Here is a 14,874-nt window from a genome sequence, read left to right on the forward strand (position 1 = left end):
AAGATCTTCACGAGCCTTCTAGCCAATGCCCTGGCGGTCGGACAGCAGGGCGAACGCCCGCTCGGCGGCCTCCGGCACCGTACGCTCCACGGCCTGCACGAGGAGCGTACGGTGCCGCACCAGCGGCTCTCTCCTGTCAGCCGGCGCCAGCAGCAACAGATCCTCGATCCCGGCCAGCAACCGCCGCGAAACCTGCGGACTGCCGACCGCGCACCCCCGGATCTCGGTGAACCCGAGATCCACCAGATCGGCCCACTCCGGCACGTCCTGCACCAGTCGCACCACACGCTCGCGGTCCAGGTGATGGACGGCCCCCAGCGGCATCTCCACCACAGCGGCGAGGAACTGCACGATCCGGTCCAGGCACTGCACGGCTGTCGTCGGGTCATTGACGGCAGGCGACAGCGCCCGCAACCCGATGTCGGACAACTGCCGCAGCCCGAACCCGAGATCCTGATGCGACGTGCGTTCCACGCCAACGGACACGGTGTAGCGCAGCGCACCCCGTGACGGCGCTCCGTCGCCGTGAACGGCCAGCACCGGCGTCCCGGGTACGACGAAGTCCCCGATCCGGGGAATGAGCCGCAGGACGACTCCCTCCCGCCTGGCGGCCCGTACCAGCCGCGCGACATTCACATCCCGCAGCACCCCCGCCCGCCCCTGGTACGCGATCCGCCCGCTCTCGGGCGCGAGCGGCTCCCGCCCGGCTCCCCCGCCCAGCCCCCCGCCCGGCTGCCGGGCCAGCACGCGGAACGCATCCCGAGCGATGCGGTCGACGACGGGCCCGACCTGCATCAGCCGCAGCGTGGACGACACATACGCGATGAACAGCAGCAGGCTCAGCACGACCATGGTCATGACCAGAACGCTCTGCACCAGCGGCACGGTGGTCACCAGCCGCGGATCGCTCTTGCTGTCGTACTGGGTCAGCACCAGCAGTGAAAACAGAAACGTCGCGAGAAAGACCGTGAGCGTGAGCTTGGTGATCCGGCTCCGGACGAAGATCCGCACGACCCGGGGCGTGAACCCGCCGCTCGCCATCTGTACGGCCACCAGCGAGATGCTGAAGACCACACCGATGAAGGTCATCATCGCCGAGCTGATCGTGGTGACGATCGTCTTGGCGTCCTCGGCGATCGAGATCAGATCGCTGATCGCGTCATACGCCTTCTCGCCCTGCAGATACCCGACGATCTCCGCATCGAGCGCCGAGGCCACCCACCACAGCGCGAACGCGCACACCAGCCCCACGGTCGGCGCGAACCAGAAGGTGTCCCGCAGATGCTCACGCAGGGGCGACAGCGCACGCGGCCGACGGTACGCACGACGGCCGGATCCGTATCCATGACTCATCCCGCGAACGCTAAGCGTACGCGGAAGGTAGCACTCCGTAAACACCGTGGCCGAGCGCCGGCCGCGTCACGCCGAGCAGGGCCGCCGCAGGCCACTGACCACGGGATACGCAGGTGAAAGCCACACCGAACCCCTGGTATTGTTTTCCATGTCGCCGCGGGAAACCGGGGCCGACCACCTGGTCCGGGTGGCGGAATGGCAGACGCGCTAGCTTGAGGTGCTAGTGCCCTTTATCGGGCGTGGGGGTTCAAGTCCCCCCTCGGACACCAGCAGAGACCCCAGTTGATCTGGGGTTTTTCTGTTTCTCCGGCTGTGGCGTGACCAACCACGTGACCAACAGCCGAGCGAACTTCCTGGTCAGACCAGGGATGACAGGCCGAGACGGGCAGCGCTGGAAGCGGCCAGCTTCTTCGCCCCTTCGGCGCGACGCCTGCCGTAGCGCGCCATGGTGTAGCCCGGCGAGTGGTGCCGGGCGTTGGCGGAGACCTCTACCGGGTTCTCGTGGTTGTCGAGATCGTTCGTGATCTTCGATGCCCGCCAGTCGTGCAGCCGGAAGTTCTCCGGCAGGTGCAGACGGTTGCGTGCCGTCCGCCAGCGGGCCGACACCTTCTCGGGGTCCTGCGGTCCGCCTGCCTCGCCCCGGTACAGCTTGAAGCCGTCACGGGCGAACACGAGGTCATGGTCCACCCAGAGATCCCCGAGGCGTTCCCGCTCCGCGTCCTGACGTTCCCTCTGCCACTTGAGGACGTTCATCAGGGCTTGGTCTACGTAGATGATCGCGTTGTCGTCTCCATCCTTGGTGAGCTTGCGCAGCCGGTAGGTGTTGCCTTCCTCGACCACGACCCAGCCCAGTTCGATGGCGCACTCATCCCAGTGGATGAGCGACCACTTCCACCCCAGCACTTCGCTGCGGCGGCATGAGGTCGCCGCGTACGAGGTCCACAGCGGGGCATCCCGAAGGCAGTGGTGGGTCAGTCCGCCGTCGCACGCCCGGTTGCCGCACGGCTTCCATATCTCTTTGAGGAAGTGCGCCGTCTCGTGATCGTTGAGGGTGGGGAAGTCCGGCTGTGCCGCCTTGTCTACCGCTCGGTCGGCGGGTTGGCAGTGTGCGCCGGGTTGACCGCGAGGAGCTTCCTCGGTCCGGTCACCGAGTCGAGCGCCGCCGAGATGATGTTGTGTATGTGGCGGACGCTCTTGGGTCCGAGCGGCTTGTTCCCGTTCGCCTCGATGGGCGCGGTTTCCAAGAGCCGGTACAGCTCGTCCAGCCGCTCGTCCGTCACCTCCACCACCTTGACCTTGCCGATGTGCGGCTTGATGTGCAGCCGGATCTTCGGCCCGTACCCCTCCTTCGTGGTGTCCTCGCCCCGATGCTTGGCAAGCCACCCGTCCATGAGCTCGCCCATGGTCATGTCGCAGCGGGGCGTGAGGGTGCCTGCCTCGTGGTCGGTGTGCCACTTGCGCAGCGCCCGTTCCGCCTCGGTCTTGGTCTTGTACTCGCGTCCTATCCAGTAGCGCTCCTTCTTGCCCGTCGCCGGGTTGAAGTGCAGGGGCGTACGCACGCCCCAGGTGTTCGGTCGGCCCGTGCGCGGGATCTCCACCGGAGTCCCACCGAGCCCGTTGCCGCGCTTTGCCACCCGGCTAGTTCCCCCTCGCTCTGCCGCAGCCGCTACGGCTGTCAGGCTTCCTCACCCTTGATCCCCTTCACCGTCTCGATCGCCTTGTCCGTGAGCTTCCCGCCCGCCTTCCCTTCGACCTTGGTCAGGAAGCCGCGCTGTCGCGCCGCTCGAAGGTGGCCCTTCAACGTGGCCTGCTTGGTCCCGGTGACGTTTTCGAGCGCATGAATGGGAGCCGTTTCCCCGAGCTCAACCAGCCGCACGTAGAAGGCGGAGAGGATCGCGAGGTACTCGTCCGACAGCCCCCGGGGCAGGCCGGCCAGCTTCTCCCGGAAGTCCTCAACCGGCTGTTGGCCAGCCAGGGCCAGCTTCGCCAGCGGCCCTACCTCTGCCGCGAACTTGGCTGTGTCGATCTGCCGCAGGATCGTGCTGGTGATGCCGCGCGCTACCTCTTGCGGGTCGGCTTCCTCGTGCGGCTCGATCCGGATTTCGCGGGGGTTGCCCGAGGAGCGTCACCCCTGCCCGAAGTGCGAAGCCCCTGCCGGTAGCCCTTGCCGGACGGGAGCGGGCAAGGTGGCAGCGAACTACCACACGGGTCGCTTCGCCCTCGTGCCGTCTCTCAAGTCGGAACTCGCCGTGAAGACTCCGGCCGACCGCAACCCCGGCAAGGCGTGGACGCAAGGCGCACCCGTAGTGCAGGCACCCGAGGCGACGCCGGGCGCAGCTATACGTATCGGCTACGCACGTTGCTCCACTGTCGGGCAGGAACTCCAGAGCCAGTTGGACATGCTTGCCCGTGCCGACTGCAACCGCGTCTTCTCCGAGAAGATCAGTACCCGCGTGAAGGAGCGGCCGGAACTGGACAAGGCACTCACCCTCGCTCGGGAGATCAAGACAGCCGCACCCAATCAGCCCGTCATCCTGACCGTGGTCGAGATGAAGCGCCTTGCCCGCAACGCGGCAGAACTCATGACGTTGTCCTCCACCCTGCAAGCGGACGGCATCCAACTGGAACTCCTCTCCGGCCCCTTGCAGGGCGTGTACGACCCGAACGGGGCAGGCGCGATCGTGTTCGCCGTCCTGGCCGTGGCCGCCGAGGTAGAGCGGGAAGGCATCCGGGAGAAGACGTTGGAGGGGCTGGACACTGCGGCCCGCAAGGGCAACCACGGTGGACGCCCCTCCGTCGTGGACGACGACAAGCTAGCCGTGGCCCGTGCCCGGCACGCCAAGGGAGAGAGCGTCACCGCCATCGCCAAGGCGCTGGGGATCTCCCGGGCAACCTTGTACCGGCACATCGGTGAGAGCGCCTGAGACAGGCGCACAGGGGCGCAGTCAGGCGCTCACCTCGGAGCGCACCGGGACGGGTGGGCGAACACCGGTGAGCGCCTCCGCACGGGCAACGAGCCGGGGTGCAAGGGCGGGGTACCAGCCACGGGCCACGGCTTGCAGCATCTCCGCCAGCGCGGCGAGTTCCCCGATTCGGCCGGCCGGGGTGTCGAGGGTCGGCGCGAACTCCCTGCGGATGCGAGCGGCTACGTCGGGAACGAGCAGGCTGTTGGCGTGGAGGAGCCCCGCGTCATAGCCGAAGGGCACCAAGCCCCACCGCTCCCAGTCCAACAGGCACAGGGGCGCAACGGTGAGGTTGCCCCAGTGCAGGTCACCGTGACCGGTCACCCGCTCCACCTTGGCGGGTGCCGGGATGCCAAGGAACTGGGGGAAGGCCCGTTCGATCCACCCATCCCGGACGGTCGTCTTCACACCCTCCACTTCAGCGAGCAGGGCAAGGGCTTGGCGAAGGTCCGCCCACCACTCGTCAGGCAACCCCGGGTCGCGGTCGATGTCGGCCCGGTCCGGAGACACGATCGGCTGCGTCACGTAGTCGAGGACTTCCGCCTCGAAAGCCCACTCCCCGTCAGTCCAGTCGTGCACCTCGTACAGGCGGGGACGAGGGACGCCGTCAGGCACCAGCTCGGAGGCGCCGACGATGCCCTCCCCCCGCTTCCTGCCCGCGTTCCTCTTCGCCGTCCGACTCACCCGCAGCCACCGGTCCCCCGCTCGGCGTCCGAGGGTGACACCGAGGAAGCCCCACGCCAGCGACCCCGTGCAGGTGAGACCCAGTGCCTTGGCCGCCCGGTCGTGGGCGGCCTCCATCAGGGCCTGCACCTCCTCATTCACCGGCGAGTTCATCCGTCACCCTCCTGAGTTCCTGGGCCGTCAGAGGCGCAGCCAGAGCCTTCGCCGCATCGTCCCAGTGTTCACGGGTGCTCGCGGAAGTCAGGACGACATCGAGGCCAGGGCACGAGCCAGCGGCCAGCAGGGCAGCGGCTGCGGCCGACAAGCCAGGGCGGATGAGGTTCACCAGTTCGGGTGTCATGGCATCGAGGAGGGCGCCCCCGTGCAGGGGCGCGGAGCCGAACGTGATCAGCCCCGCGTCCTTCGCCTGCACCAGTGGTCCGCCACCGTTCAGGGCCTGTGTGATCGGGGCATCCATGATCAGGCTGACGGGCATCTGCAAGCCCGTGAAATGGTGCTCGGCGGAACCCGCCGCCTGCCGGGCGAGAGCGAGCAACTCGGGCACGCTGAACGCCCCGGAGGTCAGACCCGACCAAGTGGCGACGCCGTACCCGCCGATCCTGCCCGCATGGGCGAACTCCTCCAGCGCCGTAAAGGCTTCCCGCAGACGCCCGTGCAGAGCCGTACGGTCAAGGCCCTGGCCGTCGTGCTCCGGGTTGTGCACGAACACCAGGTCCACGCGCCCGAGCGCGGCCAACGAGCGCTCCATCTGCCAGCGGACAAAGCCCCGCTCAAGGCTGTGCCTACCCGCCGCCTCTTCCCTGGTGAGCACGCCGTCAGCCAGTGCGGTGCGGCCCTGTTCCTCCGTGAAGAACCCCGCCTTCGTGGCTACCCGCACGGTCGGGTACTCCCTGAGAAGCGGGCGCAGCTCCTCGTGCGCCCGACCGTGGGCGTAGTTGGGTGCCGTGTCCACCCAGGGGCTACCGGCAGCCAGAGCGGTGCGTGCCGCCTGACTGACAGCACGCACGCGGTATGTCCCCAGGGAGAGCGCGGCGGTCACAGCGCCGTCCCCACGACTGCGACGGCGTGGCCGTCGATGAGGACGGAGACCAGTTCGGCTACGTCCTTGACCTCCAGTCCGGCGGAGTCGGCCATCTCGCCCAGCGTGGTCGGCTGGTTGGTCAGCAGCGTGCCCAGTGCGGGAGCTGCGGACTCGGCGAAGTCCCACGCGGTACCGGCGGCCGAGAAGGTGACCATGCCCTCTGCCGGGTTCGCCGTCAGGCGGCCCCTCGGAGCGGTCAGCTTGACCGTGATCTCCCCTCGTGCGGGGAGCCCGTCTACGTAGGGCAGGGACGGAATCGCGTGGCCCAGGTCGGTCGTGTCGATCGACTCCGCCCACCGCTCCACGAGGCGCGGGTCCGCCATCATGTCGGTCACCTCACGGCGCACGGCGTCGATGAAGTCCGCCTGTTCCGCCAGCGAACCGAAGCGCGGGATGTCCCTGCGGAGCGCGAGGGACGCCCGAAGCTGATCCACGACCCAGAGCATCAGGTCAGCACCCGTGTGCGCGACCATGCCGAAGGTGAGGTGAAGAGATTCCGTCCCCTGGTCAGCGGTGACCGCGTGCCACCAGCCGCGCGGCAGGTAGAGCACGTCACCCGGGGACAGAACGAGGTCCGCCACGGGGTCGCCCTCCGGCTCCTCCGGCGACTCCACGTCCCGGAAGGTGGGCGCCTCGCGGGTCATCCCCCACAGGCGCCACCGCTTCGAGCCATGCAGTTGGACCACCACCACGTCGTGGTCGTCCCAGTGCCGGCCGAAGCCCTCCCGCTCGGTCCACGAGGCGTACACGTTGGCCTGCACGGAAGTCCCGAGGAAGCGAGCCAGCGCCTCCGCAGCCGCCCCCACGACGGGGTGGATCTTCTCCACCGCGTCGAGGACCAGCGATGCCCCGTCCCTGAGCTGGGCGTGGAAGTCGGACGGTTGGATGCGGGACCAGGTGACCGCTCGGCGGTTCGTGGTGGGGATGGCGTAGCGGTGCAGCGGGACCATCTCGCCGTCGACCGAGAGGCGCAGCCGGGGCGGCTCCAGCCGCTGTGTGGCGATGATTCGGTTCAGGTCGTCCCAGGAAAACAGGCCCGCCGTGTCGGCGGCTCCGGGGATGTGTGCGTAGGAGCGGTGGTACGTCCGGGCGAGGAACTTGTCCCCGCCCAGACGCCCCGCCCACGAGGCTGCATCAAGCAACGTGGGCGCTCCCGTCAGTCGTTGCCGTCGGAACGGCCACCGCTGACGTCCGACTCCTGCTCGGCACGAGTGCGCGCGGCCACGATCTTCCGCTTCGCGATGAGCAGGCCACCCCCCTCGGGGGCCACGGAACCGGTGTTCTCTTCCACCATCGGACTACCTCTCTCTTCTCGGGGACTCCCGCCCGGGATCAGGCGGGAAGCAAAGGGGACAGCGGCGAGTCCGGCGGCTACCGGATCGCCAGGGCTCCGGCGAAAATCAAGGCACAGCCGCCGAGGATCATGGCCAGGTACAGCGGCCCCGCGTACCGGCCGAAGTGGCGCAGCACCCAGCGACCCAAGCCATGCCTCACGCCGTCCTCGGCTCCACCGCGACAGGGCGGAGATCACTCACAGACGGCGAACTGCGGCCCGTGCACCGGGGGCACCCGCAGGGCGGGTACTTGGTCGGTGAACCCAAGATCACTGCTTTGCGCGGGTCCACACGCACCTCACGAACCGGGCCGTACGTCCGGCCGCCGTCGTATGACACCCGCAGGGTCATGCGTCCGCCGTCGCGGTTTCTCGTTTCGTCTCGCTCGGTCGCCGCCATGGGGGAAAACATTGACCTGGAAAGCGGGGGTTGTGTAGTTCTTTCCCGTCATGGACTAAAGATCATGAACGGCAAGCAGCAGACCACTCCGCCAACAAGGCTCGCGCTTCGTCCCCGAACAATGCATAGCCCTCCAGTGTGGAGAACAGTTCCAGGTGCATTTCGATGTCTCTTGGATCTCTAAGGATCACGACACCGGTCGTGTTCTCCACAGTGGCCAGCGTGTTGTCATAGATGGTGAAGGTGTCCATAGGCGCCATGGGCTTGTATCCCGCGATTGGGATAACGCCGAGCTTCACGTTCGTAAGGTGGGTAAGTGAGGCCAGCCGGTCAATCTGCATTGCCATCGCAGCCGGGGGAAGGAGCGGCCACCTCACAGCCTGCTCGGTCAGGATGAAGGTGAACCGCTTCTTCGTGTCGTAAAGAACCTCCTGCCGCTCCAGCTTCCTCGCGATCGTCTTAGTGACATCGGCCGGGGAATGGGCAAGGCTGGCCCGGATGTACTCAGGGGTGGACAGCAGTCCTGTAATCATCGAGAGCAGGAAGAAGCGGAATTCCGTAGAGGAGGATTCGAGGGCTGCAAGTTCAGTCTGCTTCTTCTCCAGGCCCCTACGGCGCAGGGAGCGCAGGTCTTGCCATTCGGTGTTGGCCAACCGCGCGAGGGCGATGACCTCCTCGATGACCTCGGGTGGAGCCACGACGGCTCGTAGGATTCTTTCCAGGTCCAGTAGGCTCGGCTGAGCTTTCCCGTTCTCAATCCGGCTGATCTTCGATTGGGACATGTTGCAACGCCGAGCGAGCCGGTCCCCAGTGAGGCCGGCTCGCTTGCGTAGTTCTTTCAGCAGGGCCGCCAGTTCCTGTTTCGGCTGGCCCATCTGCTCAGGGTCGAACGTCACCCGCTCACGTACTCCAGGAATGGAACCGACTCGGCAACGGCAATTCGTTTCCACTGCCGGTACTGTTCGGGATCACCCTCGTACAGCTCCCGGTTTATCTGCGTCCCGCCCGCCCGGTAGTTCATCAGGACCACCTTGGACTCATCGAACATCCAGAAGTCCTGGCCCGGAAGTCCCGGGTTCTCCCGGTCGGTGAGGTCGAGAATGCGGATATCCTCGCCCACCTTCACGTGGTGCCGGTAGTAATACTCGAACTCGAACCGAAGGTAGTCCGAGAGCGGGCGGGTCACGACGTGCACCCTGCCGACGCTCTTTCCTTCCGAGGTCCATTGCCGAACCTCGTCCATCCAAGCCGACGTGTAATCGTCGGGGGATTTCTCCCCGGCGAGAAAGCGCTTCAGCTTCTCCGCTTCCTGGGGCATGGTGTAGACGGGCAGCGTTTCCAGTCGCCACGCCTCACGCTCCATGGAATCGAAGCAGTCATTCCACGCGTCACCATCCAAGTGCACGGAACGCCTCCCTGAGAACTGCCTCCGGGATTTCCACGAGCCCTTCCCCGGAGGGCGGGGTGAAGGCGTCGGACACGTCGCCCTGCACCACGAACGACCCGGTAGCCGTGCGGTACACGTTCGGGCAGTCCTTCTCTCCGCACTCGCCGTTGCCCGTGAGCCGGGTGAGTGCCGAACGTTCGGACATGCCAAACCCCCTTGCTCTGGCCCCGTTTGGGCCGCCTGCCCAACGACACTAGAGGGGGCGGTGTCACGCGTCTATGCGCGAACGCGACTATGCGTGTCCTTGCATAAACAGGGCGGCGACCACCCCGGCCCACCCCCCGGTGCGTGGTCACGCACGCGCCCGTGCAGACTGGGCGTAGCCCCGTGGCGCCGTCCGGGAAGCCTGACCAGGGACGGACGCCTCGGAAGAGGGTTGGTCACGTGACCAACGCATGACCAACAGGGGCCCGAGAGGGCCTGAAACAGCAGGAAAGAACAGGGGAAGCGCCCGCCGAAATGAAGCCGATCGACGGGCGTTTCCCCAGGTCAGAGCAGTTATGGGCTGGTGCCCGAGAGGAGAGTTCAAGTCCCCCCTCGGACACCACAGCGTTACCGACAAGTGCCCGGTCAGGAGAGATCCTGGCCGGCGCTTTGCGTTGTGCGTGATGGCGCTCCCGGCACCGGACGGGAGATGTCCAGCGCGGCGGCCCCGCACCGCTCGTTCGTGATGCGGGGCAGCCGAAATCAGCGGTCTCGTGCTGTAAGAAGCTCAGGACGCATCCCTGTTCTCCCATCGATCGCGGAACCAGGTAAGCGCCTCGGAGAGCAACTCACGGTTACGGTCGTTCTCCAGCAGCGACAGCCGGAAGCTGGGGCGTAGCTCCAATTTGCCCTCAGGGATGTCCACGCCCTCCATCGCGTTGAAACGATCGAGAAGCGCGGCGCGCAGCGTTCGGTCGGTAAAGGGTTCCCGCGCGGCGAGGTGCTGGAACACCACCTCCGCCGAGCCGCCGCGCTCGCTGCCAGGGTAGAGAACGAGGGGCCAGATGCCGTGGCCCGGCCCGCCCTCGGCCCCAAGCATGAGAAAAGCGCTGGTGGTGACATGACCTGATCCGTGGCCGGTCCAGCCGCCCACTTCCTCCCAGCGGGAGAGGAGAGCCCGTACAGCGGCCACGGTTTTGGCCGAGTCGTCCGCGGCGAGCTGTCGGAAGAACCGATCGGCGCGAGTCTCGACCTCCTGGTTCTGCGCCGTGCGCTCCGCGGGTTCCTCTTCCTCTGCCGACCCGTCGTCGGGGTTCGACAGCAACAGGGCCAGGTCGTCGCTGGTCAGACGCTGCGCGGGGTCGGCGGCTCCGCTGAGGGTGAAGTGGATCCCGTCGGCACTCAGCAGGGCACGGACATCGCCTCCCGGAGACTGCGGGGTCCACCGGAAGCCGTCGGACACCTTCCCGTCGGCATTGAGGACCCGGTACGCGTTGACCAGCCCTTCGGTACTGGCGAGATGGCTCCCCACGGCCTGAGCGCCGGAGCCGATATACGCGGCGAGGTCGCCGTAGGAAGTCCAGGTGCCGTGCGGGAGCGCGGCCAGAACCTCGTGGGCGAGCTGCCAGTCCCGACTGCGCTCCGCTCGACCGACGCCGCGTAGCGGGGCAGGCCACAGCCCGACCGCAATCTCGGCGAGATCATCGCCGCGAGACAGAATTTCCTTGGCACCCCAGCGCTCTGTTGCCGCGATGCGGCGATTCATCTCGAGATGGCTGCTCCGCAGCAGGTCCTGCTTGCGCTCGAAGGGGTGGTTGGACAGTTCCGAGTTCACCGCGGTCAGTGTCAGATTACCGAGCGTGTGCTGCAGCCGGGAGTGCAGATCCTGCGGGCTCTCACCATCGGCCGCGTCCTCACTCAGCATCTCCATCCACTCTGCGCCGGCCGACTGAGGCATCACGTGCTCGATGGTCAGTTGCGCGGCGGCGAAGTCCACCGGCTCAGGGTGCTCATAACTCTCCTCCAGCCGCTGTAGCACCAGCCTGCGCTGGTGCCATCGGCCGTACTGGTAGAAGGGGGCCACACGGATCTTCTCGCGCAGCTCGTCGTCGTCGGGCCAGAATCGGTTGGTGGCGGAGAGCAACTGGTGCAGGCCGTCGGCGAGGGGAACGTCCAGGGGCAGCTGCGCCGGCACCGACTGAAAAATCCTGTTGAGGTTGTTCGTCGGCACGCGGCAGATCGTCCGGCGCACCAGGAAGCTCTCGACGTACGACATGGCGCGAGCGGTCTCGGCCGAATCGATCTCTCCTCGTTCCCGACGGTCGAGCAGCAGCATGAGCGCCGGATACGTGACCGCTGCCTGCCAGTCGTCCAACCGGCGCAGATGGGCCCGGACCGATGCGTCGGGCTCCTCTTCGGGGCGGATCATCCTCCGGAAGTGGACGGATCGGCGGTGCAACTCCTTGATGTATGCCTCGATCTCGTCCTCGTTCACCTCGCCGCGTTCGAAGCGTTGCTGCTGGGCGGCGTACAGGTCCTGACGGCGGACCCGGTCGTCGCCATCCAGCACCAACTGCAACCACATGAGCTGTTCGAGCTCGTTGTTGCTCAGGCTGTCCTGCAGCGGCAGCCAGTACGTCTCATACACATGCTCGCCACGGCTCGGCAGCCGCATGAAGAGGTAGTTGCGCAGCAGGTCCGCCTGGCTGAGCTTGAGACCGGTGTTGTTGAGCGACTCGAAGATGCGGTGGACGTTGTCGCCGCGTTCAGCGGTCACCGACACCAGGGCGAGCCTTGACGTGATCGCTTGTTCGATGCGGAGTACGTCCTGTGGTTCCGCAGGATCCGCCGCCTCCACCAGCTTGCGGCGGAAGAACCGATAGGCGGCGGCGATGTTGTCGCCCGCTGCCTGTCCGTCCCGCGTGCCGCGGATCTGCGCGGCGTAGTGCGGTCGGTCAGCCTGGGTGGGCAGCAGGCGGAAGCGATCGTTGTCTCCCTTGCGCTTGTTGATCAGGTAGTCCTCATCGATGCGCTCTGCCTCGCCCGGCTGAGCAGTCGCGATATGGTCGCGAATCGCCGCAAGGGCTAAGGAGATCGTGGTCAACCGCTGCTGGCCGTCCACGACGAGCCAACGGGGGAACGTCGCCTCGTTCTGCGGGGACGGCGCCAGGACGACCGACCCGAGGAAGTGTGTGCTTGCCTTCTCCCCGCACTCCAACAACTCGACCTGTTCAAGGATGTCGCTCCACAGCTGCGCCAGGTGCTTCTCGGTCCAGGAATACGTTCGCTGATAAAGGGGCACCTGGAACTGCTGGGCCCGTCCCTGCACAAGGTCGGCGAACAGTGTCTCTTTGGCCTGCATGGTGGTGTCCGTCCCCTATCGCTTCACCTGATCGAAGCCCGTTGGCGCCGACGATATGGCCTCCCACTGACAGTCGCCCAGCGAACGGGCGGGAGGCTGCCGCCTGGGCGCAAGTTGAGGCGCCCGGTCGGCCTGAGCTCGATGCCCGCCATCCGTAGCGCAGGGCACGTCTCGCGGAATACTGTGCTCAGACGACCACCTGAGCGTCCGTCAGGAAGGGGCTCGGATCTCCAGTCCAAGACACGTAGAGCCTGTCCCGAGCACGCGTGCACGCCACGAACAGCAGGCAGCGCTCGGACATGAGGTCTGTTTCGTGCTGGAGACGGTCGACCACCACGGGCGTCACCGCCTTCGGGAACGGCAGGGCGTCCGAGCTCACCCCCGTCACAGCAACACAGCGGAACTCCAGTCCCTTGATGGAGTGCATCGTTCCGACGCGGACCGAATCTGTCCCGCCGGTGGCGTCGGCCCTCAGTTTCATCGCGGGGATACCGACGGAAGTCAACCGTGCGAGGGCCCTCTCCACGCCCCGGTTGAAGCGCGTGGTCACCCCGATCTCGCCCGGAGCGATGCCGTTCTCCGTCCACCCCCGCACCTGTTCGACGAGGGCATCGAGCTCCTCCTCCTCCGAGACCGCCGCGTAGTGGGCGGGCCCGTTGCCGTGCAGGGCCGAGCGGTAACCGAGGAGGGTTTCGTTACGGGTGTCGTCCGCCAGTTGTGCGAAGGGGCGGCCGACGAGCAGAGCGGTGGACCAGCTGAGGATCTCGTGCGTCGAGCGGTAGTTCTTCCGCATTTTGGTGGACCGCCCGGCGACCTTGATGTCGAGGGCGCTCAACGACACCTTCGAGTCGTAGATCCGCTGGTGAGGGTCGCCGGCGATGAACAGGTCGTCGGGTCGTGAAGGGACGGCGGCACGCAGAAGTCGCCACTGTGCGGGGTGCAGATCCTGCGCCTCGTCGACGACGACGTGCCGGTACAGGGGCCCCCTGGCCCTGAGCACTTCCGCTGCCTCCGCACAGGTCCCCAGATACGTGCGCAGGCCGTCGGCGGCGAGCTGGTCGGAAAACTCCTGGACGGTACGCCATACCAGAGGGCGTTCAGCGACGGGGAGACGACTGCCCCGCCCTCGCCGGTCGGCGGCCTCGTACTCCGCCAGGCTCCGCAGGCTCTGCGCAAGGACCACGTGCTTGTACTCCTGGGCGAGGAACTGCGCGGTGCCGGTGAACCCGGTCGCCCGCGCGGCCTGCTCCCAGCGGGCCTCCTCCTCGCCGCCCCGCAGCGGCCGGCGCGCCGTGGACACGACCCGACTGGCAAGGGCGTCGACGGTGGTGATGTCCACGAGTTCGCGCAACTCCTCGTCCTCGACGAGGTCCGCGAGTGCGCCGCGCAGTGCGGCGACGAGGGCGTTGGTGTAGGTGGTCAGCAGGATCCGGTCGCCGTCGCGCAGGAACTTCAGCAGATGCCGTACGCGGTGCAGGGCGACGACGGTTTTCCCGGTACCGGGCCCTCCGGTCACCTGCGCGGGGCCGGAGTAGCTGGCCCGGTAGGCGACCTTGTGCTGGGACGGGTGGAGGAAGACGCGCCAGGCGGCGAACGGCTTGTCGAGGATGTCGCGCAGTTCGTCGGAGCCGGTGACGAGAGCGATACGGGTGCGGGTGTGGCGAATGGCCGTCGCGTAGTCGGTGGTGTCCACCGGCTCGTCGGAGGCGGCCGAGGGCAGGTTGACGGACACCAGGTCGCGCCACACCTCCTCCACGGTGAAGCCCTCGGCGAGGTACTCCAGTACTTCACGCTGGTCCGGTGGGAAGTACGGCGCGAAGACCTCCAGCTGTTCCTTGCTGGTGAGGACACGCGCCTGGCGGAGGGTGGTGCCGTCGACGCCGAGGGCCGTCAGGTCGCCGTCGGAGATCTGGGAGAAGAGCCGCTGGTCGGGTGCGGCGGCGATTTGCTCGTAGGCGGGCGTGAGCTCTTCGAGCATCGCCATGTCGCGGATCTCGACGGCGCGGGTGACCGCGTTGATGCTGGCCTTCTGTTTGATCGCCCAGGCGATGGCCTTGTCGTGCGGCATCACCCGCAACAGTACGAAGGTGTCCCCGCGGTCAGGGGCGAGGACGACGCCACGGGTGCCCTGGTCGATGCGGATGGTGCGGATGTGCGGATCCTTGGCGCGCTTCAGGGACTCCAGTTTCAGACCGGGGTCCTTGAAGAGCTGGTCGAGCGTGAGGCGGCCGAACTTCTCCCAGGCGTCGAACACCCCTTGTCTCACGGTCCCCTGGAGCTTGCTGAGCTGGTCGCAGAAACCGATGTCGAAGGCGAGGTGCGGCATG

At 67.0% G+C, this 14,874-nt stretch carries 15 protein-coding genes and 1 tRNA gene; 2 read left to right on the forward strand and 14 right to left on the reverse strand.

Annotated elements, in window-relative coordinates:
- Positions 1–18: 18 nt before the first annotated feature.
- Positions 19–1,353: a DUF2254 domain-containing protein gene (locus J7E91_RS11130; RefSeq protein WP_214901465.1), complete on the reverse strand. Its 1,335-nt coding sequence runs from the start codon at positions 1,351–1,353 to the stop codon at positions 19–21.
- A gap of 181 nt (positions 1,354–1,534) precedes the next feature.
- Here J7E91_RS11130 and J7E91_RS11135 point away from each other — a divergent pair.
- Positions 1,535–1,622 (forward strand) — tRNA-Leu (locus tag J7E91_RS11135).
- 88 nt (positions 1,623–1,710) lie between these two features.
- On the opposite strand, the gene J7E91_RS11140 is transcribed toward J7E91_RS11135, so the two are convergent.
- The 3 genes from J7E91_RS11140 to J7E91_RS11150 all read right to left on the reverse strand — a co-directional run bounded on the left by J7E91_RS11140 (position 1,711) and on the right by J7E91_RS11150 (position 3,229).
- Positions 1,711–2,256 carry a hypothetical protein gene (locus J7E91_RS11140; protein WP_214901467.1) on the reverse strand — a complete coding sequence of 182 codons (546 nt, stop codon included), beginning with the start codon at positions 2,254–2,256 and terminating at the stop codon, positions 1,711–1,713.
- Positions 2,257–2,432: 176 nt separating this feature from the next.
- The gene (locus J7E91_RS11145; RefSeq protein WP_214901470.1) at positions 2,433–2,987 is read right to left on the reverse strand and encodes an Arm DNA-binding domain-containing protein; all 555 of its coding nucleotides are present in this window, start codon (positions 2,985–2,987) and stop codon (positions 2,433–2,435) included.
- 41 nt (positions 2,988–3,028) lie between these two features.
- Positions 3,029–3,229, reverse strand: coding sequence for a hypothetical protein (locus J7E91_RS11150; RefSeq protein WP_214901472.1), 201 nt, complete (start codon positions 3,227–3,229; stop codon positions 3,029–3,031).
- A gap of 310 nt (positions 3,230–3,539) precedes the next feature.
- On the opposite strand from J7E91_RS11150, the gene J7E91_RS11155 reads away from it, so the two are divergent.
- Complete coding sequence (locus J7E91_RS11155) at positions 3,540–4,277, forward strand: recombinase family protein (RefSeq protein WP_214901474.1); 738 nt, start codon at positions 3,540–3,542, stop codon at positions 4,275–4,277.
- Positions 4,278–4,298: 21 nt separating this feature from the next.
- Here J7E91_RS11155 and J7E91_RS11160 read toward each other — a convergent pair whose 3' ends face one another.
- The 10 genes from J7E91_RS11160 to J7E91_RS11200 form a co-directional block, all read right to left on the reverse strand.
- The gene (locus J7E91_RS11160; RefSeq protein ID WP_214901476.1) at positions 4,299–5,153 is read right to left on the reverse strand and encodes an aminoglycoside phosphotransferase family protein; all 855 of its coding nucleotides are present in this window, start codon (positions 5,151–5,153) and stop codon (positions 4,299–4,301) included.
- Positions 5,134–6,039, reverse strand: a complete 906-nt coding sequence (locus J7E91_RS11165; protein WP_214901478.1) for an aldo/keto reductase — start codon at positions 6,037–6,039, stop codon at positions 5,134–5,136. The genes J7E91_RS11160 and J7E91_RS11165 overlap by 20 nt, the downstream gene beginning before the upstream one ends.
- On the reverse strand, positions 6,036–7,223 hold the full coding sequence (locus J7E91_RS11170; protein ID WP_214901480.1) for a cupin domain-containing protein: 1,188 nt from the start codon (positions 7,221–7,223) through the stop codon (positions 6,036–6,038). The genes J7E91_RS11165 and J7E91_RS11170 overlap by 4 nt, the downstream gene beginning before the upstream one ends.
- Positions 7,224–7,237: 14 nt before the next feature.
- Positions 7,238–7,375 carry a hypothetical protein gene (locus J7E91_RS11175; RefSeq protein WP_173456875.1) on the reverse strand — a complete coding sequence of 46 codons (138 nt, stop codon included), beginning with the start codon at positions 7,373–7,375 and terminating at the stop codon, positions 7,238–7,240.
- Between the two features lie 77 nt (positions 7,376–7,452).
- Entirely contained in the window at positions 7,453–7,575 is a 123-nt protein-coding gene (locus J7E91_RS36715; RefSeq protein WP_285439054.1) for a hypothetical protein, read from the reverse strand.
- 301 nt (positions 7,576–7,876) lie between these two features.
- Positions 7,877–8,710 carry a helix-turn-helix transcriptional regulator gene (locus J7E91_RS11180; RefSeq protein WP_214901482.1) on the reverse strand — a complete coding sequence of 278 codons (834 nt, stop codon included), beginning with the start codon at positions 8,708–8,710 and terminating at the stop codon, positions 7,877–7,879.
- The gene (locus J7E91_RS11185; protein ID WP_214901484.1) at positions 8,707–9,219 is read right to left on the reverse strand and encodes a DUF6879 family protein; all 513 of its coding nucleotides are present in this window, start codon (positions 9,217–9,219) and stop codon (positions 8,707–8,709) included. The genes J7E91_RS11180 and J7E91_RS11185 overlap by 4 nt, the downstream gene beginning before the upstream one ends.
- Positions 9,203–9,406 (reverse strand): hypothetical protein, encoded by a 204-nt coding sequence (locus J7E91_RS11190; RefSeq protein ID WP_214901486.1) that lies wholly within the window; start codon positions 9,404–9,406, stop codon positions 9,203–9,205. The genes J7E91_RS11185 and J7E91_RS11190 overlap by 17 nt, the downstream gene beginning before the upstream one ends.
- Positions 9,407–9,973: 567 nt before the next feature.
- Positions 9,974–12,547, reverse strand: coding sequence for a DUF262 domain-containing protein (locus J7E91_RS11195; RefSeq protein ID WP_214901488.1), 2,574 nt, complete (start codon positions 12,545–12,547; stop codon positions 9,974–9,976).
- A 187-nt stretch (positions 12,548–12,734) separates the two neighbouring features.
- A complete protein-coding gene (locus J7E91_RS11200) occupies positions 12,735–14,873 on the reverse strand; it encodes a UvrD-helicase domain-containing protein (RefSeq protein WP_214901490.1) in 2,139 nt (712 codons plus the stop codon).
- Position 14,874: the final 1 nt, after the last annotated feature.

This window comes from Streptomyces sp. ISL-99 (assembly GCF_018614005.1).
GTDB classification, from domain to species: Bacteria; Actinomycetota; Actinomycetes; order Streptomycetales; family Streptomycetaceae; genus Streptomyces; species Streptomyces flavidovirens.

Coding starts and splice junctions, on each gene's coding strand:
- J7E91_RS11200 (WP_214901490.1), bottom strand. CDS start 14,873: ATGCCGCACCTCGCCTTCGACATCGGTTTCTGCGACCAGCTCAGCAAG.
- J7E91_RS11190 (WP_214901486.1), bottom strand. CDS start 9,406: ATGTCCGAACGTTCGGCACTCACCCGGCTCACGGGCAACGGCGAGTGC.
- J7E91_RS11195 (WP_214901488.1), bottom strand. CDS start 12,547: ATGCAGGCCAAAGAGACACTGTTCGCCGACCTTGTGCAGGGACGGGCC.
- J7E91_RS11175 (WP_173456875.1), bottom strand. CDS start 7,375: ATGGTGGAAGAGAACACCGGTTCCGTGGCCCCCGAGGGGGGTGGCCTG.
- J7E91_RS11130 (WP_214901465.1), bottom strand. CDS start 1,353: ATGAGTCATGGATACGGATCCGGCCGTCGTGCGTACCGTCGGCCGCGT.
- J7E91_RS11160 (WP_214901476.1), bottom strand. CDS start 5,153: ATGAACTCGCCGGTGAATGAGGAGGTGCAGGCCCTGATGGAGGCCGCC.